Origin of the sequence: Streptomyces sp. NPDC091282, assembly GCF_044757385.1 — a bacterium.
Taxonomy (GTDB): Bacteria; Actinomycetota; Actinomycetes; order Streptomycetales; family Streptomycetaceae; genus Streptomyces; species Streptomyces gramineus.
Genome location: NZ_JBIVUX010000005.1, coordinates 25436 through 42208 on the forward strand (window position 1 = coordinate 25436; position 16773 = coordinate 42208).

Here is a 16773-nt window from a genome sequence, read left to right on the forward strand (position 1 = left end):
TCGAGGACGGCAGGCTTGGTTAAAGTTTGAAACAAACCTACACTGGCGGCATGACGACTCGCTGGCTGACGCCGAAGGAGCAGAGCGCCTGGCGCGCCTACATCTCGGCGACGAACCTCCTGGACGACGCGCTGGACCGGCAGCTCCAGCAGGACGCCGGCATGCCGCACCTGTACTACGGCATCCTCGTCAGTCTCTCCGAGGCGCCGGAGCGCAGGCTGCGCATGACCGACCTCGCCGAGAAGTCGAAGATCACCCGGAGCCGGCTGACGTACGCGGTGACCCGGCTGGAGAAGGACGGCCTGATCCGGCGCGAGGACTGCCAGTGGGACAAGCGCAGCAGCTTCGCCGCCCTGACCGACGAGGGCATGGCGGTCCTTGAGCGGGCCGCGCCGGGGCACGTCGAGACGGTGCGGGCGGCGGTGTTCGACCACCTCTCCGCCGAGCAGGTCGCGCAGCTGGAGGAGATCAGCTCGGTGATCACGCGGGCGCTGGAGGGGGACGCGTCGACCCCGCGGCCGACCTCCGACGAGGTTCCCTGGCGCCGGCGGTCCTCGCCCTGTTCCGGCCCGTCGTAGGGCCTCTCCGCAAGGACCTCCGCCGCCGGACGGCACACCGGCGGGAGCGTGTGGATATTCCCCTGAAACGCTGTTGCTTCAAATTTAAAACGTGGGTACGGTTCCCAGCGGTGGATCTGCTTCAAATCTGAAGCAGGCGCCGCCGCCGTCCTGCACCCGGACACAGGAGAACCGATGCCCGACTTCCCCGCCGCCACCCAGCGCGCCCGCGTCCGGGTTCCGCTGCGCTTCACCGACGGCTACACCGTCGACGCCGAACTCGTGACCTTCCACGGCCTCGCCGACGGCCAGGAACACGTCGCCGTCGTCCTCGGCGACCCCGCGCCCGGCACGCTCCCGCTGGTCCGCCTGCACTCCGAGTGCCTCACCGGGGACGTCTTCGGCTCGGCCCGCTGCGACTGCGGACCGCAGCTGCGCGAGGCCGTCGAGCGCATCGCGGAGCGCGGCGGCGTCCTGCTCTACCTGCGCCAGGAGGGACGCGGCATCGGCCTCTACAACAAGCTCGACGCCTACGCCCTCCAGGACCAGGGCCTCGACACCTACGAGGCGAACGCCGCCCTCGGCCTCCCCGAGGACGCCCGCGACTACACCGCCGCCGCCCAGATGCTCGCCGCCCTCGGCCTCAGCGAACTCGACCTGCTCTCCAACAACCCCGACAAGGCCGAGCAGTTGCGCGGCCTCGGAGTCACCGTCCGCGACCGCGTGCCGACCGGTGTCTTCCGCACCGCGCACAACGTCCGCTACCTGCGCGCGAAGGTCCTGCACACCCAGCACACGCTGCCGCTCGGCGAACTGACGGACCTCAACGCGGGCTGAGGCACCGCCGCGCCGTCACAGGCTCAGGGCGATCGCGGCGCCGATGCCGCCGAGGCCGAGCGCGACGGCGGCCTCGGGCCAGCCGCCGTCGCCCCACCGGAAGAGCCGGTCGACCGCCAGCCGGCCCGGACCGATCGCGGCGAGGCCGAGGGCGACCACGCAGATGGCGACGTTGTACTCCACGCCGCCGTCCTCGTCCCAGAAGCCGTGCGCCGCGGTGACGGTCACCATGGCGTTGATCATCACGCCGACCACCGCGGCGGCCGCGAGCGGCGTGAGCAGCCCGACGAGCAGGCCGAGACCGCCGAGGAGTTCGGAGAGCCCGCCGATCACGGCGAAGAGCTTCCCCGGGTGGTAGCCGAGGTCGGCGAATCCCTTGCCGGTGGCGGTCAGACCGGGCCCGCCGAAGAACCCGAACAGCTTCTGGGAGCCGTGCGCGGCCAGGAACAGTCCGAAGGCCAGCCTGATGAGCAGCAGCCCCCAGTCGCCGGCGGTGGTGTGCCGCTCACGGTCCCGCTGCGCCGGCTGCCGCGCGCGGACCGAGGGCCAATCCGTAGTGCGCCTGGCCATGTGAGAACTCCGGTACGGACGACGATGAGGCGTCTCCCCTGCCGGGAAAGGCGTCGTTGGACCGGACGGCGGCGAGCGCGCGCCACCGCGCCGCGTCGGCCGCCCCTACCGATGCTTCCGCACCCGCGCCGGGCTCGCACGTCGGGAGCGGCGCGTCACCCGCGGCGGTTCCCGCTCGGCGCCGGGCCGTCAGGCGAGCCGGTCGGTGTAGCGGGTGGGCGCGAGGCGGGCGTTCGGATCGGTGAGGACATCGCCCTTGACCAGCGCGAACATACCGGCGGTCGGGTCGGTGACGACGGTACGGTGATCGCCCTTGCGGGACAGCGTGAGCCGGTCCAGCTCGTCCAGGGGGAAGACGCCGGGTCCCGCGATGTCCCGGACGCCGTTCAGCGGGGCGCCCGCGGCGACCTCCGCGACCGCCGAGGCCACGTCGGCGGCGGCGATGGGCTGGACCGGCGTGGCCGGCAGCCGGACGGTGTCCGCGTCGGAGGTCGGGGAGTTCGTCAGGTCGACGACGACGTCGGCTCCGGCCGGCGCCTCGTCCAGCCCCTGGCCGCCGAGCACGTCGACACCGGTGGACTTCGCATGCGGCACCGCCTCGTGCCCGGCCGCGCGCAGCTCCCTGACGACCTGCGATCCGATCAGCCCGGTACCGCCGATGACTGCGATCTTCATGACATGCCTTTCGCGAGGCATACGACTGCTTTTGCACAGAGGCTGATGGACGGAGACCTGACGCCGTTCGGGATCCTGGCGACCATCGTGGGGACGGTGGGTGGCATCGTCATGGCGCTCATCAACCGGGACCGGAGGGCCGACGACGGGCCGCCTGACCCGGCGCTGGAGGCGATCCCCGAGCCCAAGGACGCCCCGGATCTGACCACCGTCGAGGGCATCGCCCGCATGGCCGTTCGGCAGGGCCGGCGGATCCGGCAGCTGGAGGTCGCGCAGGGGGACGACCGAGCCCGGCTCGGAGCGATGTCCCGGTACCTGCTCGTACTGAAGACCACGACCAGGACACTCGGCGGGTCCGTCCCCCGAGCCGGACCCATGCGTCTGACTGCGGCCCCGCCTTCCTTCCGGAAGGCGGGGCCGCTTTCGTGCATCCGGGGCGGTCACCCCCCGATGGCCGCCAGCGCGAGTTCGGTGTCGGACAGGTCTGGCAGGACGGCGTCGGCGCCTGCAGCCACCAGGTCCGCTTCGGTGGTACGCCCTGTGGCCACGGCGACCACGCGAACTCCAGCCGCGCGCCCGCCGGAGACGTCGGCCGGGGTGTCGCCGAGGAAAACCGCGTCGACAGCCGTCGCCCCGGACCGCGCCAGCGCCGCGCGCAGCAGCTCGGGGCGCTGGTCGCCGTCCTCGCCGTAGGCGCCATCGTCCAGGCTGAGGTACGAGTCGAGGCCGAACACGGCGAGCTTCACCTCGGCGGCCGCCCGGACGTTGCCGGTGACCACGGACTGGTGGACGCCGCGTCCGGCGAGAGCAGCGAGGACGGCGGCGGCCCCGGGCAGCGCGTGGCCGCGCTCCCGTAGCTCGGCGGCGCGGCGGACGTGCACGCTGCCGAGGGCGTCAGCGAACTGGGTGAACAGGTCGTCGCTGTAGGGGATGTCGTGCAGGCGCGCGGTCTCCCGCAGGATCACCCGCTCCGTCGACCCGGTCACGTCGGCCTGCTCCCGCAACGGCACCCCTGTCACCTGCTCGAAGGCGTCGGCCCACAGGTGGCCGCCGAGCCCTCGCGTGGCCATCAGCGTGTGGTCGATGTCCCACAGAACCAGCTGCGGCACCGACAGCTCCTCTCCGTGAACCAGGCGTCTCTGCCCGCCAGGAACCCTACGCTCGAAGCAAGCAGCGAGGAGCGGCATGATTGCAGCAGACCTCCCCATCGGGGACCGGATCAGGCACTACCGCGGTGGCCGCCGCCAGGACACCGTCGCCGGGCTGGTCGGTATCTCCCCCGACTACCTGTCGCAGATCGAACGCGGTGTCAGGATGCCGTCCCTGCCCATCCTGTACGCCCTCGCGCGGGAGCTGGGAGTTCCGGCGGCCGCTCTGCTGTCCGAGCAGACCCCAGCAGACGAGGGAGCTGCCGACACCGCCGAAGCCGCGGTGGGCCGGGCCCTGCTCGGGTACGGCCCGGCGCGCAGCAGCGCCCCAGCGGCGGGAGCCGATCTGAGAGACCGGGTGGAGGTCGCCTGGCGCAGCTGGCAGACCAGCGGCACCCGGTTCACCGAAGCGGCCGGCACCCTGCCCGCCCTCGTCGCCGACGTCGAGCACGCGACCCGGGCGGCGCGGACCGGTACGGACGCGGTGGAACGGCGCGTCGTCCTCCGAGCCGCCGCCGACCTGTACTGCCTGCTCCGCTCATACCTGCGCCGTACCGGCAGAGTCGACCTCGGCACCCTCGCCGCCGACCGGGCCATGCGCGCGGCCGAGGACGCCGACGACCCGCTGCGGATCGCGGCCGCACAGTGGAACCTGGGGCACGTCCTGCTCGCGGCCGGCCAGCCCGCCGAGGCGGAGGAACTGGCGCTGCGGGCGGCTGAGCAGGTGGCCGCCGCGCAGATCGCCGAGATGGAGCGGGCGGCGATGGGCGGCGCCCTCCAGCTGGTGGCAGTGGTGGGCGCAGCGCGGCGCCGCCGGTGGTGGGAGGCCCGGGAACGGCTGCGGGAGCACGCCGCGCCCGCCGCCCGGCAGGTGTCCGACGACACCAACGTCGCCAGGACGGTGTTCGGCCCGACCAACGTGGCACTGCACGCGCTGTCCATCGACATGGAGGCCGGCGAGACCGGCGAGGCCCTGCACACTGCGAACGCCATCGATACGAGCAGCATTCCGTCCCTGGAGCGCGAGTTCACCTTCGGCCTGGAGGTGGCTTCCTGCCACAGCCAGCGCCGGGACGATGCCGCGGTCCTCCTCGCCCTCCTTGGGCTGGAGGCCGTCGCCCCGGAGGATCTGGCGCGGACGCCTCTCGCCCGGCAGCTGGTCCTCACCGTGATCCGTCGCGCGCGGGCGATGCACGCCCGGCAGGCCGAGCAGCTCGCCGAGCGGATCGGCCTGGTCTGACGAGCGCGTGGCTCACCCGAGCTGTGAGCTCGGGTGGATCGCCGCAGGTCTGCATACGGTCGATGGTGTGAGACGGATCATCGTGACCGTGGAGGCCTGACCATGCCCACCGAGACCCCGAGTCCCAGCCTGAGTTCCGAGGCGGCGCTTCCGCTGCTCCTGCTGCCCGGCCCGGACAGCCTCACCGAAGAGCAGCGGAGCGGCACGGCCTGTGTGTGGACCGGGGCTCCGCTCACCACCGAGACGGCCGTCGACCTCGGCGAGCGCCGCGACGACTTCGGTGTGCTGTGGTTCCCCCGCTCCAACAAGCGCGGCATACACGACGCAACCATGCACACCCTGCACCTCCACACGCAGGCCTGTGAGCAGTGCACCGACGACTACCGGGCCTGCGAGACCGGGTACGCCCTGGTTCGCCTGGAGAGGCGGTACCGGTAGCCATGGCGATCTGCGCACGCTGCGACAAGAGGATCAAGGGCAAGCCGAAGACGTGGCAGAACCACGGAGGCACGGGCGGTGGGGCCACCGTGACCGTCTGTCCGACGAGCTGTCGGCCGCTGCCTCGCCAGACTCAGCCGAGCGGGCTCGGCCGTTGAAGCTCCCGGTCCCGGCGCAGACGGCGTGTCGGGTCCGGGACGGCGGCCGCCCCGCATGCCCCGCCGGGGCGGCCGCTCAGCGCACCAGATCGGCCAGCGGAACGCCGATGACCCGAAAGATCCGTAACAGCATCTCCAGGCTGGGGTTTCCGCTGCCACCCACGATGGCCTGATACGGGCTACGGCTGTGGAGAGGCGCCAAGGCGGTCCGGGTGGCCGCCCGCGCTGCGTTCCAGCCGACCTCTCGGGCCAGCAGCGGGCCGGCATACGGCCGAGCGCGGGCCCTGAAACGGCGTCGCCCCCAGCTCGAAGTACCTATGAGCTGGGGGCGATTCGGTAGGCCGTGTGGGACTCGAACCCACAACCAATGGATTAAAAGTCCACTGCTCTGCCAATTGAGCTAACGGCCCGGGCGATGTTGCCTCCCCGAGCATAGCCGGACGGAGCCGTGTCGCCGATCGGGTATCGGGGTCACGGCCGCGTCGCGCGGCAGAAGTGGCCCGGAGGGTCAGAGATCGACCAGTTTGGCGGTGTCCTCGTGGCGGGCCGGGTCCGGGCGGAGGAACCAGTTGCGGGCCGAGACCCGCCACCAGATCGCGGCGAAGCCGAGGACCGCGAGGACGGCCACCGGGGCGTAGTTGAAGGACTCCCAGGTGACCGGGGAGACCTGCGGGAGCATGAAGAGGACGGTGATGACGCCGACCCAGGTCACCGAGACCACGCCGATCACCCCGGACCAGCGGCCCAGGTGCCACGGCCCGCGTTCGAACGCGGCGCCCTTCCTGACCCGCAGCAGCGTCGGGATCACGTAGGCCACGTACAGCCCGATGACCGCGATGGAGGTCACCGCGGCGTAGGCCGTGTAGTTGATCAGGTACGGGAGGCCGAGGGCGAGCGCGGACAGGGCCGCCAGCCAGACCGCCGCGACCGGGGTGCGGGTGCGCGGGCTGACCGTGTGCCAGACGCGGGAGAAGGGGAGCGCGCCGTCGCGGGAGAAGGCGTAGATCATGCGGCTGTTGGCCGTCACCGACGCCATCCCGCAGAAGAGCTGCGCGCCGATCACGACGAGCAGCAGCAGCTTGCCGGTGGTCGCGCCGAGCGCGTCGAGGAGGATCTGGGCCGGGGGCGCGCCGGTCGGGGACGCCAGTTCCTTGTCGTAGGACTGGATGGCGAAGGTGAAGCCGAGGAGCAGGACGAAGCCGGCGATCCACGACGTCCAGATCGAGCGGACGATGCCGCGCGGGCCCGCCGTCGACGCGTCGTGGGTCTCCTCGGTCATGTGCGCCGAGGCGTCGTACCCGGTGAAGGTGTACTGGGCCATCAGCAGGCCGAGCAGGACGACGTAGGGGCCGCTGCTCCAGCCCGTCTCGTTGACGAACTTCGTGAAGACGAAGGAGGCCGACTGGTGGTGGTCGGGGACGAACGTCAGCGCGCCGACGATGACCGCGACGCCGACGACGTGCCACCACACGCTGACGCCGTTGAGCAGGGCGACGATGCGGACGCCGAAGGTGTTGAGCAGGCCGTGCAGCACGAGGATCGCCGCGAAGAGCAGGATCGTGCGGCCGGGGGTGACGGTGAAGTCGAACTGCAGGTTCAGGTAGGCGCCGAGGAAGGACGCGGCGCCGAAGTCGATGCCCGCGGTCACCGCGACCTGGCCGAGCACGTTGAACCAGCCCGTGAACCACGCCCAGGCGGCCGCGGAGCGCGGCGGGGCCAGGCGGTGGGCCCAGAAGTACAGGCCCGCCGAGGTGGGATAGGCGGAGCAGATCTCGGCCATGGACAGGCCGACGAAGAGGGTCATCAGGCCCACGGCCACCCAGCCCCAGGTGATCACCGCGGGACCGCCGGTGACCATGCCGAAGAGGTAGAGGGTGAGACAGCCGGAGAGGACCGAGATGATCGTGAAGGAGACCGCGTAGTTCGAGAAGGCCGACATCCGCCGGGCCAGGACCTGCGTGTAGCCGAGTTGGGCCAGGCGCTCCTCGTCCGAGGCCGCTTTGCCTATCGCGTCATCTGTCATGCCCCCAGCGATTCCCTCGCCGGGGGCGTGACATGCATCACAGCTTGGCTGAAAACGCCCTGGAACCCGCCGGAAACAGGCCTGGAAGAGACCCCTGTCGTGCTGCCGGCCCGTCGCGATCCTCACCCGGGCCGCGAACGTCCCCTTGCCGCTGCCGTAGCACCGGAACCGGTTGTTCGCCTCGCCCTGCGCGAGGATGTCGCCGCCGCCGTCCCCGCAGTGCCGAACGACGATCCCGTGGAAAGTTCCCGAGCAGCGGAAAGGGCCCGCACGACCGGAGTCGTACGGGCCCTTCCTCAGCTCACTCGGTGTCAGCCGTTGCGCTTCCAGCGCGGCTTGTCGTCGCGGCGGCCGAAGGAGCCGGTGCCGCGGTGGTCGTCACGACGGCCGTAGGGGCGGTCGTGGCCGCCGCTGCGGAAGCCCGGACGGTCGTCGCGGTGGTCGCGGTTGAAGGGGCGGTCGCTGCCCCGGTGGCCGGACGGGCGGTCGTCGCGGCGGAAGCCGCCACGGTCGCCGCCGTCACGACGGTCGTCCCGGCGGAAACCACCGGAGGGACGCTCGTCACGACGCTCGAAGGAACGGCCGCCACGGTCACCGTCACGACGGTCGTCGCGGCGGTCGTCCCGGCGGAAGCCGCCGGAGGGACGCTCGTCACGGCGCTCGAAGGAACGGCCGCCGCGGTCGTCCCGGCGGAAGCCGCCCGAGGACGGGCGGTCGTCGCGGCGGAAGCCGCCACGGTCGCCGCCGTCACGACGGTCGTCACGGCGGAAACCACCGGAGGGACGGTCGTCACGACGCTCGAAGGAACGGCCGCCACGGTCACCGTCACGACGGTCGTCACGGCGGTCGTCCCGGCGGAAGCCGCCGGAGGGACGCTCGTCACGGCGGTCGCGGCGCTCGTAGTTGCCCCGCTCGTCGCGCTGCTGGCGCGGACGCTCGTACGAGGCGGACTCCTGCCGGGCCGGCGCCTCGGCGGCCGGCTGCTGCTCCGTCGCCTCGACCGCGGCCTCGGTCGCGGCAGCGGCCTCGGCCACCGCCGTCTCCGGGTCGTCGCCGCGCTCGCGGGCCGCGCGGACGACCAGGCGGTCGGCCTCCTCGCGCAGCTCGACGGCACGGCGCTGCGCCCGCTCCAGCTCCTTGGTGAGCTGGGCGACCTCGCGCTCGGCCTGCTGCGCCGCGTTGCCCGCGGACTCGGCCTGGACCTCGGTCATCGAACGGGCGCCGGTGATCTCGGCGACCTCGGGCTCGAAGGCCGTGCCGGAGTTGATGATGTGACGGCCGGCGTCGACGCCCGCGTCCTCCATCAGCCGGAAGATCTGCCGGCGCTGGTGCGGGAGGGAGAGGGAGACGACGGTTCCGGTGCGGCCGGCACGGGCGGTACGGCCCGCGCGGTGCAGGTAGTCCTTGTGGTCGCCGGCCGGGTCCACGTTCAGGACCAGGTCGATGCCGTCGACGTGGATGCCGCGGGCGGCGACGTCGGTGGCGACGAGCGCGTTGACGTACCCGTCCTTGAAGTCGGCCAGCGTCCGGGTGCGGGCACCCTGGGTCATGCCGCCGTGCAGCGCGTCGGCCTTCACACCGGCGTCGCGCAGCTGCTCGGCGATCCGGTCGGCGCCCAGCTGGGTGCGGACGAAGATGATCGTGCGGCCCTTGCGGGAGGCGATCGCGGCGGTGACCGGCGCCTTGTCCTTGGGCTTCACGATGAGGATGTGGTGGGACATCGTCGTGACGTTGCCCTGGGCGCTGTCGACCTCGTGGGTGACCGGGTCGGTCAGGTAGCGCTTGACCAGCGTGGAGATCTCGTTCTCCATCGTGGCCGAGAACAGCATCCGCTGGCCGCCGGCCGGGACCTGGTCGAGCAGCTCGGTGACCTCGGGCAGGAAGCCCAGGTCGGACATCTGGTCGGCCTCGTCGAGGACGGCGATCTGCACGTCCTCCAGGGAGCAGGCGCCGCGGTTGATGATGTCGCGGAGACGGCCGGGCGTGGCGACGAGGATGTCGACACCGCGCTCCAGGGCGTAGATCTGGTTGCCCATGGACGTACCGCCGCAGACGACCTTCATCTTCAGGCCGAGGACGTCGCCGTACGGCTGGAGGGCGTCCGCGACCTGCATGGCCAGCTCACGGGTCGGGGTGAGGATGACGGCGCGGGGCCGCTTCTTCTCGGTGCGGCCGCCGGCCAGCGTGGCCAGGGTCGGCAGACCGAAGGAGAGGGTCTTGCCGGAGCCGGTGCGGCCCCGGCCGAGGATGTCCTTGCCGGCCAGGGCGTCCGGGATGGTCGCGGCCTGGATCGGGAAGGGGGTGGTCACACCGTTCTGCGCGAGCTTGCGCACGACGCCCTCGGGGAGGCCGAGGTCGGCGAAGGTGATCTCAGGGGTGGTGTCAGTGGTGTCGGTGGTGGTGTCAGCGGTCTCCTCGGAGACCTGGTTCACCAGCTCGTTGTCCTCGTTGTTCTCGGACACGACGAACTGATCAGTACTGGACACGGACATGCGAATGCGAAACCTTCCGGAGTCTCTTCGGCACGCGCCCGTCAACTCCGTGATTCGCTCACGACCGCCTCAATGCGGTCCGCCACGGCAAGGGAGAGTACGCGCCACACGGCGCGCTCTGTGGTGGCGCCGGGCAAATGGGATCAAACGATCTACCACCATACGCACCCAACACCCCTCAAGGCAAACCCGCCCTCAAACGCCCAGCTCACACCGCCTGCGACGTTGATCCAGAACCGGCGCTCGGGAGGGCGCGGACGCCTAGGCGGGCAGGCCCGCGCGCGGAGCCGGCTCCCGTTGGACCAGTTGCGGCCCGGTGTCCTCGTGAGCCGACGACGAGGGCTCGGCGGACGGCGGGTCGGTGTCCGGCGGTGGCGGCGTCGGGGAGGCCGGCGGCGGTGTGGGGGAGGCCGGCGGCGGGGTCGGGGAGGCCGGCGCGCCCGTCGGACCGGCCGGCGCCCCCGGAGCCCCGCTCCTGCCCGGCTTCACCGGCACCGTCGGCCCGGCGCTCGCGCCCTTCGTCGGCTCGGCGGACGCCGACCCGGACTCCCCCGGCCTCGGTTTCCCGCCGTGGCCGCGCTTCCCGTCGGCCGCCTCGCCGCCGTAGCCCGCACCGCCCTCGCCGGACACCCCGGAACCGCCGTCGGCCTCCTCACCGGCGTGGTGACCGGCGGAGTGCGACGGCTTGGCCTTCCCCGCGTCGTCCCCGACGTTCACACAGCCCGCGGCGGCCGCGACGGCCAGCACGGTCACGGCCAGACGGGCGGGTACGTACAAGGGGCGCACGGCGGCCACCTCCGAGGGCGGAGAAAGGAGTCAACCTCACCAACTCCCGCCGCCCGCAAGAGGACACGCAACCGACGTGTCACCCGTACCCCAGTGCGTGCAGCCGCGCGTCGTCGATGCCGAAGTGATGGGCGACCTCGTGCACCACGGTGACCTCGGTCTCGGCGACGACCTCCTCGCGCGAGGAGCACATCCGCAGCGTCGGACCGCGGTAGACGGTGATCCGGTCCGGCAGCACGCCCGCGTACCACTCCCCGCGGTCGGTCAGCGGGGTCCCCTCGTACAGCCCGAGCAGCTCGGGGTCGGACGGGTCGTCGGGCTCGTCCTCGACGAACACCGCCACGTTGTCCATCAGCCGGGTCAGCTCCGGCGGGATCCGGTCGAGCGCCTCGGCGACCAGTTCCTCGAACTCCTCGCGCGTCATCTCCAGCACACGCCCATTGTCCGGCACGAAGCACCGGTACGAGAGCCCCGGACGTCCCGGCGTCCTCGCATACGCGCCCGCAATCCTGGGCATACGGCACCAATGGCCAGCGTCCGAGCCCGAGCCCGTACCCGCCTCCCCGATCTGGAACTGGCCCCCGACGCCCATGCGCCGCCCGTCTGGATGCGGATCCTCGGCCTGACGGCCGTCGTCCTGGCCGGTGCCTGGCTCGGCCTGCTGGTGGTCGGGAACGTCCGGGCCCAGGTCGGCCCGATGGACACGACGATGACCCTGCGCCCGTCCCTGCACGGCGGCACGAAGATCAACGTCTCGCCGCTGGGCGCGCTCTCCCTGGACACGCACACCGCGCCGGTCCGCCTGGACGTCAACGTCGACCAGCTCGACCCGGTCCGCTCGCAGGCCTTGGTCGACCACCCCGAGCGCCTCTCCGGCCTCCAGGACGAGGTCGCCCAGGACGTCGAGCGCGGCACCCTCGACGTGGCCGTGCGCTCCTGCGTGGCCGTCGTCTGCGGCGCCACCGCCCTCGGTCTCGCCGTCTACCGCCGCCCGCGCCGCGCCCTGACCGCCGGCGGCCTCGCCCTGGCCCTGCTCGCCGCCTCCGGCGTGAGCGCGTACGCCACCTGGAACCCCGAGTCGGTCCTGGAGCCGAGGTTCTCCGGCCTGCTCTCCTCGGCCCCGGCCCTGGTCGGCAACGCCCGCAGCATCGTCACGGAATTCGACGTCTACCAGAAGGAGTTGGCGCGGCTGGTGACCAACGTGACGAAGCTGTACGACGCCACCTCCACGCTCCCCGCCTACGCGCCGGACCCGACCACCCTCCGCGTCCTGCACGTCTCCGACATCCACCTCAACCCGGCGAGCTGGAAGATCATCGCCTCGCTGGTGGCGGAGTACAAGGTCGACGTGATCGTGGACTCCGGCGACACCATGGACCACGGCACGGCCGCCGAGAACGCCTTCCTCGACCCGGTCGCCGACCTGGGCGTGCCGTACGTCTGGGTCCGGGGCAACCATGACTCGAAGACCACCCAGCGCTATCTGTCCCGCATGAAGAACGTGCACGTCCTGGACGACGGCCGCGCCGAGACGATCGCCGGGATGCGCTTCGCCGGGATCGGCGACCCCCAGTTCACGCCCGACCGCTCGGCCGCGCCGGGCGGGGACGCGGCGGAGGAGCAGGCCGGTGACCGGCTGGCGACCGCCCTGCGGGAGCAGCGCGCGGCCGGCACACCCGTGGACGTGGCCGTCGCCCATGAACCGACCGCCGCGCGGATGACCGACGGCGAGGTGCCCCTGGTCCTGGCCGGCCATCTGCACCACGAGCAGAACGAGGTCCTGGCGCACGGCACCCGGCTGCGGGTGGAGGGCTCCACGGGCGGCAGCGGCCTGCGGGCGGTCGAGGGCAAGTATCCGGATCCCATCGAGGCCTCGGTCCTCTACATCGACCGGGACACCCGGCGGCTCCAGGCCTGGGACGAGATCAGGCTGGGCGGCCTGGGCGAGACGACGGCCGAGGTCAGCCGGCACCTCACGACGGACACGTTCGACCAGCGGCTCCGCGGCGGACAGCCGGACGGCACGCCCTCCTCCCGGAAGGGCCCGTCAGCCCCGGGAAGCACCCCGCGCACCCCGACGCCCTCGGGGCCGTAAACCGTTTTGGCGATCCTCCCCGCCATCCCATATGCTTCTCACGTCCCCGACGCGCTGAGAAGCGCCCAGGCGGGCCGATAGCCCTCATCGTCTAGCGGCCTAGGACGCCGCCCTTTCAAGGCGGTAGCACGGGTTCGAATCCCGTTGGGGGCACAGCGCTTACGGTCCCCCTGACCAGCGAAAACGTCGGTCAGGGGGACTCTTTGTGTCTATAACGTCAGCACCGTGTCAGCACACATCTGATTTACGGTGCGCTGCATGGCGTACATCAAGCAGCGCGCAAAGAGCGACGGCACGTTCAGCCACACGGTGATGTGGCGTGGCCCCGAGGATCAGGACGGCAAGAGGAAGCAGGAATCGGAAGTCTTCGATGACGAGATGGCCGCCGAGCGCTTCAAGGACCTGGTGAACGGTCACGGCCAGGACTGGCCGCCGGGGTGGGTGCGCGGCTGCGGCTTCGTCACCGATGTACGCGAACCCGGCGAACTGTTCGAGCCCTTCGCGCTTCACTACATCGGACAGCTCACCGGGGTCCAAGGCGACACCAAGGCCGAGTACCGCAAGCTGGTTCACCAGAAGCTCTCGCCGTGGTTCCGCAGCTACTCGATGCGCGAGGGAGAAGGCGGGCTCACCTCGGACCACATACGTTCATGGGTCAACGACCTGGAGGCCGGTCGACTGGCGCCGCATGACGTGGAGGGCACCCGACGCCGCAAGCTCAGCCCGAAGACCATCCGGAACGTTCACGGGCTGCTCTCCGGCATCTGCCAGAGCGCGGTTGAGCGGAACCCGCCCCTGCGGACGAAGAACCCCTGCGCAGGCACTCGGCTCCCCCGCAAGGACGATGGCGTCGAAGACGAGATGGTCTTCCTCGAACGTGATGAGTGGGCACTGCTGCGCTCTCACCTGGTCGACCAAGACGCCCGCGAACTGGCCGACGCCCTTGCCGAGACCGGCGCTCGCTGGGGCGAGATTACGGCTCTCCAGCCTCGCGACCTCGTACGACGAAACGGCCGGCCAGCTATCCGCATCCAGCGTGCCTGGAAGCGCGACGAGGACGGCGCCGCATACCTCGGCGCCCCGAAGACCAAGAAGGCCCGCCGGACGCTGGTGATCACGACCAACCTGGACCAGATGCTCCGCAGGCGGGCGAAGGGGATCACCCCCAACGATCTCCTCTTCCAGGGCCCCAAGGGCGGTCGCTGGGACACCTGGACCTTCCGTAGCCTGCGCTGGCATCCGGCGATCGAGGGTGCCCGTGCCGACGGCCTCACCAAGGCCCCGCGCGTGCACGATCTACGGCACTCGCATGCTTCCTGGCTCATCGCTGCGAAGGTTCCCCTCCCGGCCATTCAGGGCCGCCTCGGGCACGAGTCCATCACCACGACGGTCGACCGCTACGGCCACCTTCTGGACGCCTTGGACGACGAAGTCATCGCCGCGGTCGACTGGGCCATGAACCCGAATGCACCCCTGGCCGTGTCAGCCCTAGCTGCGTAATCGCTGTGCTTCTCCCGCCCCTCGGGGGCGGGAGAAGCACAGCGATCAGGGCGGCACCAGCGGGGCGGGCAAAAAACTCATTTCAGCCCCACGGTCTCCGTCGGGTATAGTCAGCGTCGGTTCAGGCGCCAGCGCCGGAACCGACCCACAACATCACGTTCCCCCTAGCGGGTATCTGATGTGCGAGGTCCTGTGGAGCAGTTTGGAGTGCTCGCCACCCTGTCAAGGTGGAGGCCGCGGGTTCAAATCCCGTCAGGACCGCTGAAGTTCTTCATGAACTTCTTGGCTGGGTAGCTCAGTTGGTACGAGCGATCGCCTGAAAAGCGATAGGTCGCCGGTTCGACCCCGGCCCCAGCCACAACTAAGGCCCCAATCTCCGGATTGGGGCCTTGTGCATGTCGCCGAGCGTCTGCCGCCCGTGGTGCAGTGGGGCACACCGCCCGATCACATCGAAGCTAGTCCCCATAGACCAAATGGCTGCACCTCAATGGCCGCTTTGCCTCTTCGCCCCGGCGGCGACGCCCGTAAGGCGTCGCCGCCGGGGCGAAGACGCCAACGGCTCATGCTGCTGCGGACGGACGGGCGCGCACGGGGAAAGTCTGCCCCATGCTTCGTTCGATCGAGATTCTGATCGCCACGCGCTCAGGATCCGGCGCCGGCGTACGCCCATATCGCTCCCCGTAACGGGCAACAGCTTCCTGGACGATCGCCTCTTCGGCGCACACCTCCGCCACGCCTTCGAGCGTCGCCCAACGGCCCCCGTCAACCTGGCACACGGCCACGCGAGCTTCACCGCCCCACGCAAGGATGTTGGCTACTTTGCGGCTGGATTTGCGGGTAATAACCGTGGCCACTCCAGCAGCCGCATCTATGGTCACGCCGACCGGTACGACATGAGGCCGTCCATCGGGGCGCAACGTGGTCAATGTACACAGATGGTACTCGGCCCAGAACTCCAGGTAGCTGTCCGGCTGATCGGATATCGCGTTCGACATGACTGAAAGCCTAAACGTACCGGTTGCCCGAACTGCCCTGGAGTGACCGCTGCCACAGCGCTATAGATCTGGGTTTTTATCCCCTTCGGGGGCCTTTACGAAAGTATCCCCATCGTCAAATGTCTCAGATCAGTAACGGAGTCGCTGAGCACTCCCCACGGATTGATCAGTGCACGCCAGAAATTAAATTCCCAGTTCAGAGCACTTCTCGCCATTTGACACGCCCGTTTTAGGACGCTTTTACCACTCGCGGTTACCTGCGGTCCACAAGAATCGATCATGACTTTTAGGCCATGTCTCGTCAGACGCGTCACGTACTGTCCACAGAGGTTCCCGAAGGCTCCATGGGTCGCCGACTCGGGGTCTCATCGTGCGTTCGCGCATGTGACATCTGACAAGGCAAGAGACCCTGGACGCCACGGCATCCCACGATCTCCACGAGGTAGTGGAAAGAGCGCAGGCGTATCCGGCGTGGTCGCTTCCGGCCCCGGGAACCTGACGTCATTGGCTTCGGCGCGGTGCCGCCCGGCTTGGGGGAGCCATCACCTGCCGGTTGGAAGGATTACTCAGTGTGGTCGCATAAGAGGGGCCGGATCGCGGCGGAGTCTGGAACTCCTACTCAGGACGCAGCCCTCCGCCGGCGCCTCGGGCGTTGGCGGCCAGCCGCGGCCCGGACGGTGGAAAAGGATCTGCATCGCCTGATTCGCCGCGAGCTGCAAGACCTCGGGGTCACTCCCCCGCTCGACGTTGATGAACTCTGTCAGGCCCTGAGCCGACGCCGCGGGCGTCCCCTGTACCTGCGCGCAGCTCCGCTGCCCAAGCCCGGCCCCTCGGGTATGTGGGCCGAGTACGACACCTACGACGTGATCCTTTACCAGCAGGAGACAACTCGCCTGCACCAAGACCACATCATCCTGCACGAGGTCGGGCACATCCTCGTGGCCGAGAACGAGGGTGCTGCCGAGGACACCTCCGGAGAGGTGGAGATCGACACGTCGGTTGCCGAGCCCGATGAGGAGGCGTCGGCCGTAGACGTGGAGGGGTGGGCCACTCTGATGCCGGTCTTCGGCGTCGAGTCGATCAAGCGTGTCGCCCAGCGCTGCTCATACGACGACGGCGAGGAGTGCTCCGTCGAGCTTGTGGCAACGATCATCCTTGAGTGGTCGGCTCTGCTCGCAGACTCCACTCCTCCGGCCGATGACCCTGCCCTGCGACGGGTCGAGTCCGCGCTTGGCGACCGGCGAGGGTGGCTGTAGAAC

15 protein-coding genes and 4 tRNA genes are annotated in these 16773 nt (G+C 70.4%); 10 read left to right on the forward strand and 9 right to left on the reverse strand.

Translation table 11 applies throughout. The annotated features are described in order from the left end of the window. The first annotated feature begins 50 nt into the window (after positions 1 to 50). Positions 51 to 578: a MarR family transcriptional regulator gene (locus ACIQOE_RS23340; protein WP_351328846.1), complete on the forward strand. Its 528-nt coding sequence runs from the start codon at positions 51 to 53 to the stop codon at positions 576 to 578. Between the two features lie 174 nt (positions 579 to 752). Beyond that, positions 753 to 1394, forward strand: coding sequence for a GTP cyclohydrolase II (gene ribA / locus ACIQOE_RS23345; RefSeq protein WP_399012023.1), 642 nt, complete (start codon positions 753 to 755; stop codon positions 1392 to 1394). A 15-nt stretch (positions 1395 to 1409) separates the two neighbouring features. Here the strand turns inward: ribA and ACIQOE_RS23350 are convergent, their stop codons facing one another. The 3 genes from ACIQOE_RS23350 to ACIQOE_RS23360 form a co-directional block, all read right to left on the reverse strand. Continuing rightward, positions 1410 to 1964 (reverse strand): DoxX family protein, encoded by a 555-nt coding sequence (locus ACIQOE_RS23350; RefSeq protein ID WP_351328843.1) that lies wholly within the window; start codon positions 1962 to 1964, stop codon positions 1410 to 1412. A gap of 189 nt (positions 1965 to 2153) precedes the next feature. Then, on the reverse strand, positions 2154 to 2639 hold the full coding sequence (locus ACIQOE_RS23355; RefSeq protein ID WP_401413434.1) for a hypothetical protein: 486 nt from the start codon (positions 2637 to 2639) through the stop codon (positions 2154 to 2156). A gap of 440 nt (positions 2640 to 3079) precedes the next feature. After that, positions 3080 to 3748: an HAD family hydrolase gene (locus tag ACIQOE_RS23360; RefSeq protein WP_401413436.1), complete on the reverse strand. Its 669-nt coding sequence runs from the start codon at positions 3746 to 3748 to the stop codon at positions 3080 to 3082. Positions 3749 to 3824: 76 nt separating this feature from the next. Between ACIQOE_RS23360 and ACIQOE_RS23365 the strand changes: the two genes are divergently transcribed. Then, positions 3825 to 5027 carry a helix-turn-helix domain-containing protein gene (locus ACIQOE_RS23365; RefSeq protein ID WP_401413438.1) on the forward strand — a complete coding sequence of 401 codons (1203 nt, stop codon included), beginning with the start codon at positions 3825 to 3827 and terminating at the stop codon, positions 5025 to 5027. 102 nt (positions 5028 to 5129) lie between these two features. After that, positions 5130 to 5465 (forward strand): hypothetical protein, encoded by a 336-nt coding sequence (locus ACIQOE_RS23370; protein WP_401413440.1) that lies wholly within the window; start codon positions 5130 to 5132, stop codon positions 5463 to 5465. Between the two features lie 495 nt (positions 5466 to 5960). On the opposite strand, the gene ACIQOE_RS23375 is transcribed toward ACIQOE_RS23370, so the two are convergent. The 5 genes from ACIQOE_RS23375 to ACIQOE_RS23395 all read right to left on the reverse strand — a co-directional run bounded on the left by ACIQOE_RS23375 (position 5961) and on the right by ACIQOE_RS23395 (position 11357). Beyond that, positions 5961 to 6033, reverse strand: a tRNA-Lys gene (locus ACIQOE_RS23375). A gap of 98 nt (positions 6034 to 6131) precedes the next feature. After that, complete coding sequence (locus ACIQOE_RS23380; protein ID WP_365569492.1) at positions 6132 to 7646, reverse strand: amino acid permease; 1515 nt, start codon at positions 7644 to 7646, stop codon at positions 6132 to 6134. Between the two features lie 311 nt (positions 7647 to 7957). Next, positions 7958 to 10138, reverse strand: coding sequence for a DEAD/DEAH box helicase (locus ACIQOE_RS23385; RefSeq protein WP_401413442.1), 2181 nt, complete (start codon positions 10136 to 10138; stop codon positions 7958 to 7960). Positions 10139 to 10399: 261 nt separating this feature from the next. Beyond that, on the reverse strand, positions 10400 to 10924 hold the full coding sequence (locus tag ACIQOE_RS23390) for a hypothetical protein (RefSeq protein ID WP_365559209.1): 525 nt from the start codon (positions 10922 to 10924) through the stop codon (positions 10400 to 10402). Positions 10925 to 11003: 79 nt separating this feature from the next. Further along, a complete protein-coding gene (locus ACIQOE_RS23395) occupies positions 11004 to 11357 on the reverse strand; it encodes a metallopeptidase family protein (RefSeq protein ID WP_351316094.1) in 354 nt (117 codons plus the stop codon). Positions 11358 to 11450: 93 nt separating this feature from the next. On the opposite strand from ACIQOE_RS23395, the gene ACIQOE_RS23400 reads away from it, so the two are divergent. From ACIQOE_RS23400 to ACIQOE_RS23420, 5 genes are all read left to right on the forward strand, one after another. After that, a complete protein-coding gene (locus ACIQOE_RS23400) occupies positions 11451 to 13019 on the forward strand; it encodes a metallophosphoesterase (protein WP_401413445.1) in 1569 nt (522 codons plus the stop codon). A gap of 80 nt (positions 13020 to 13099) precedes the next feature. After that, positions 13100 to 13172, forward strand: a tRNA-Glu gene (locus ACIQOE_RS23405). Between the two features lie 105 nt (positions 13173 to 13277). Further along, positions 13278 to 14519 (forward strand): tyrosine-type recombinase/integrase, encoded by a 1242-nt coding sequence (locus ACIQOE_RS23410; protein ID WP_401413447.1) that lies wholly within the window; start codon positions 13278 to 13280, stop codon positions 14517 to 14519. Positions 14520 to 14705: 186 nt separating this feature from the next. After that, a tRNA-Asp gene (locus ACIQOE_RS23415) sits at positions 14706 to 14780 on the forward strand. Between the two features lie 23 nt (positions 14781 to 14803). Beyond that, a tRNA-Phe gene (locus ACIQOE_RS23420) sits at positions 14804 to 14877 on the forward strand. Positions 14878 to 15079: 202 nt separating this feature from the next. Here ACIQOE_RS23420 and ACIQOE_RS23425 read toward each other — a convergent pair. Then, positions 15080 to 15514 carry a pyridoxamine 5'-phosphate oxidase family protein gene (locus ACIQOE_RS23425; protein ID WP_401413449.1) on the reverse strand — a complete coding sequence of 145 codons (435 nt, stop codon included), beginning with the start codon at positions 15512 to 15514 and terminating at the stop codon, positions 15080 to 15082. Positions 15515 to 16191: 677 nt separating this feature from the next. Here ACIQOE_RS23425 and ACIQOE_RS23430 point away from each other — a divergent pair. Beyond that, complete coding sequence (locus ACIQOE_RS23430; protein WP_401413451.1) at positions 16192 to 16770, forward strand: hypothetical protein; 579 nt, start codon at positions 16192 to 16194, stop codon at positions 16768 to 16770. The last annotated feature ends 3 nt before the right edge of the window (positions 16771 to 16773 follow it).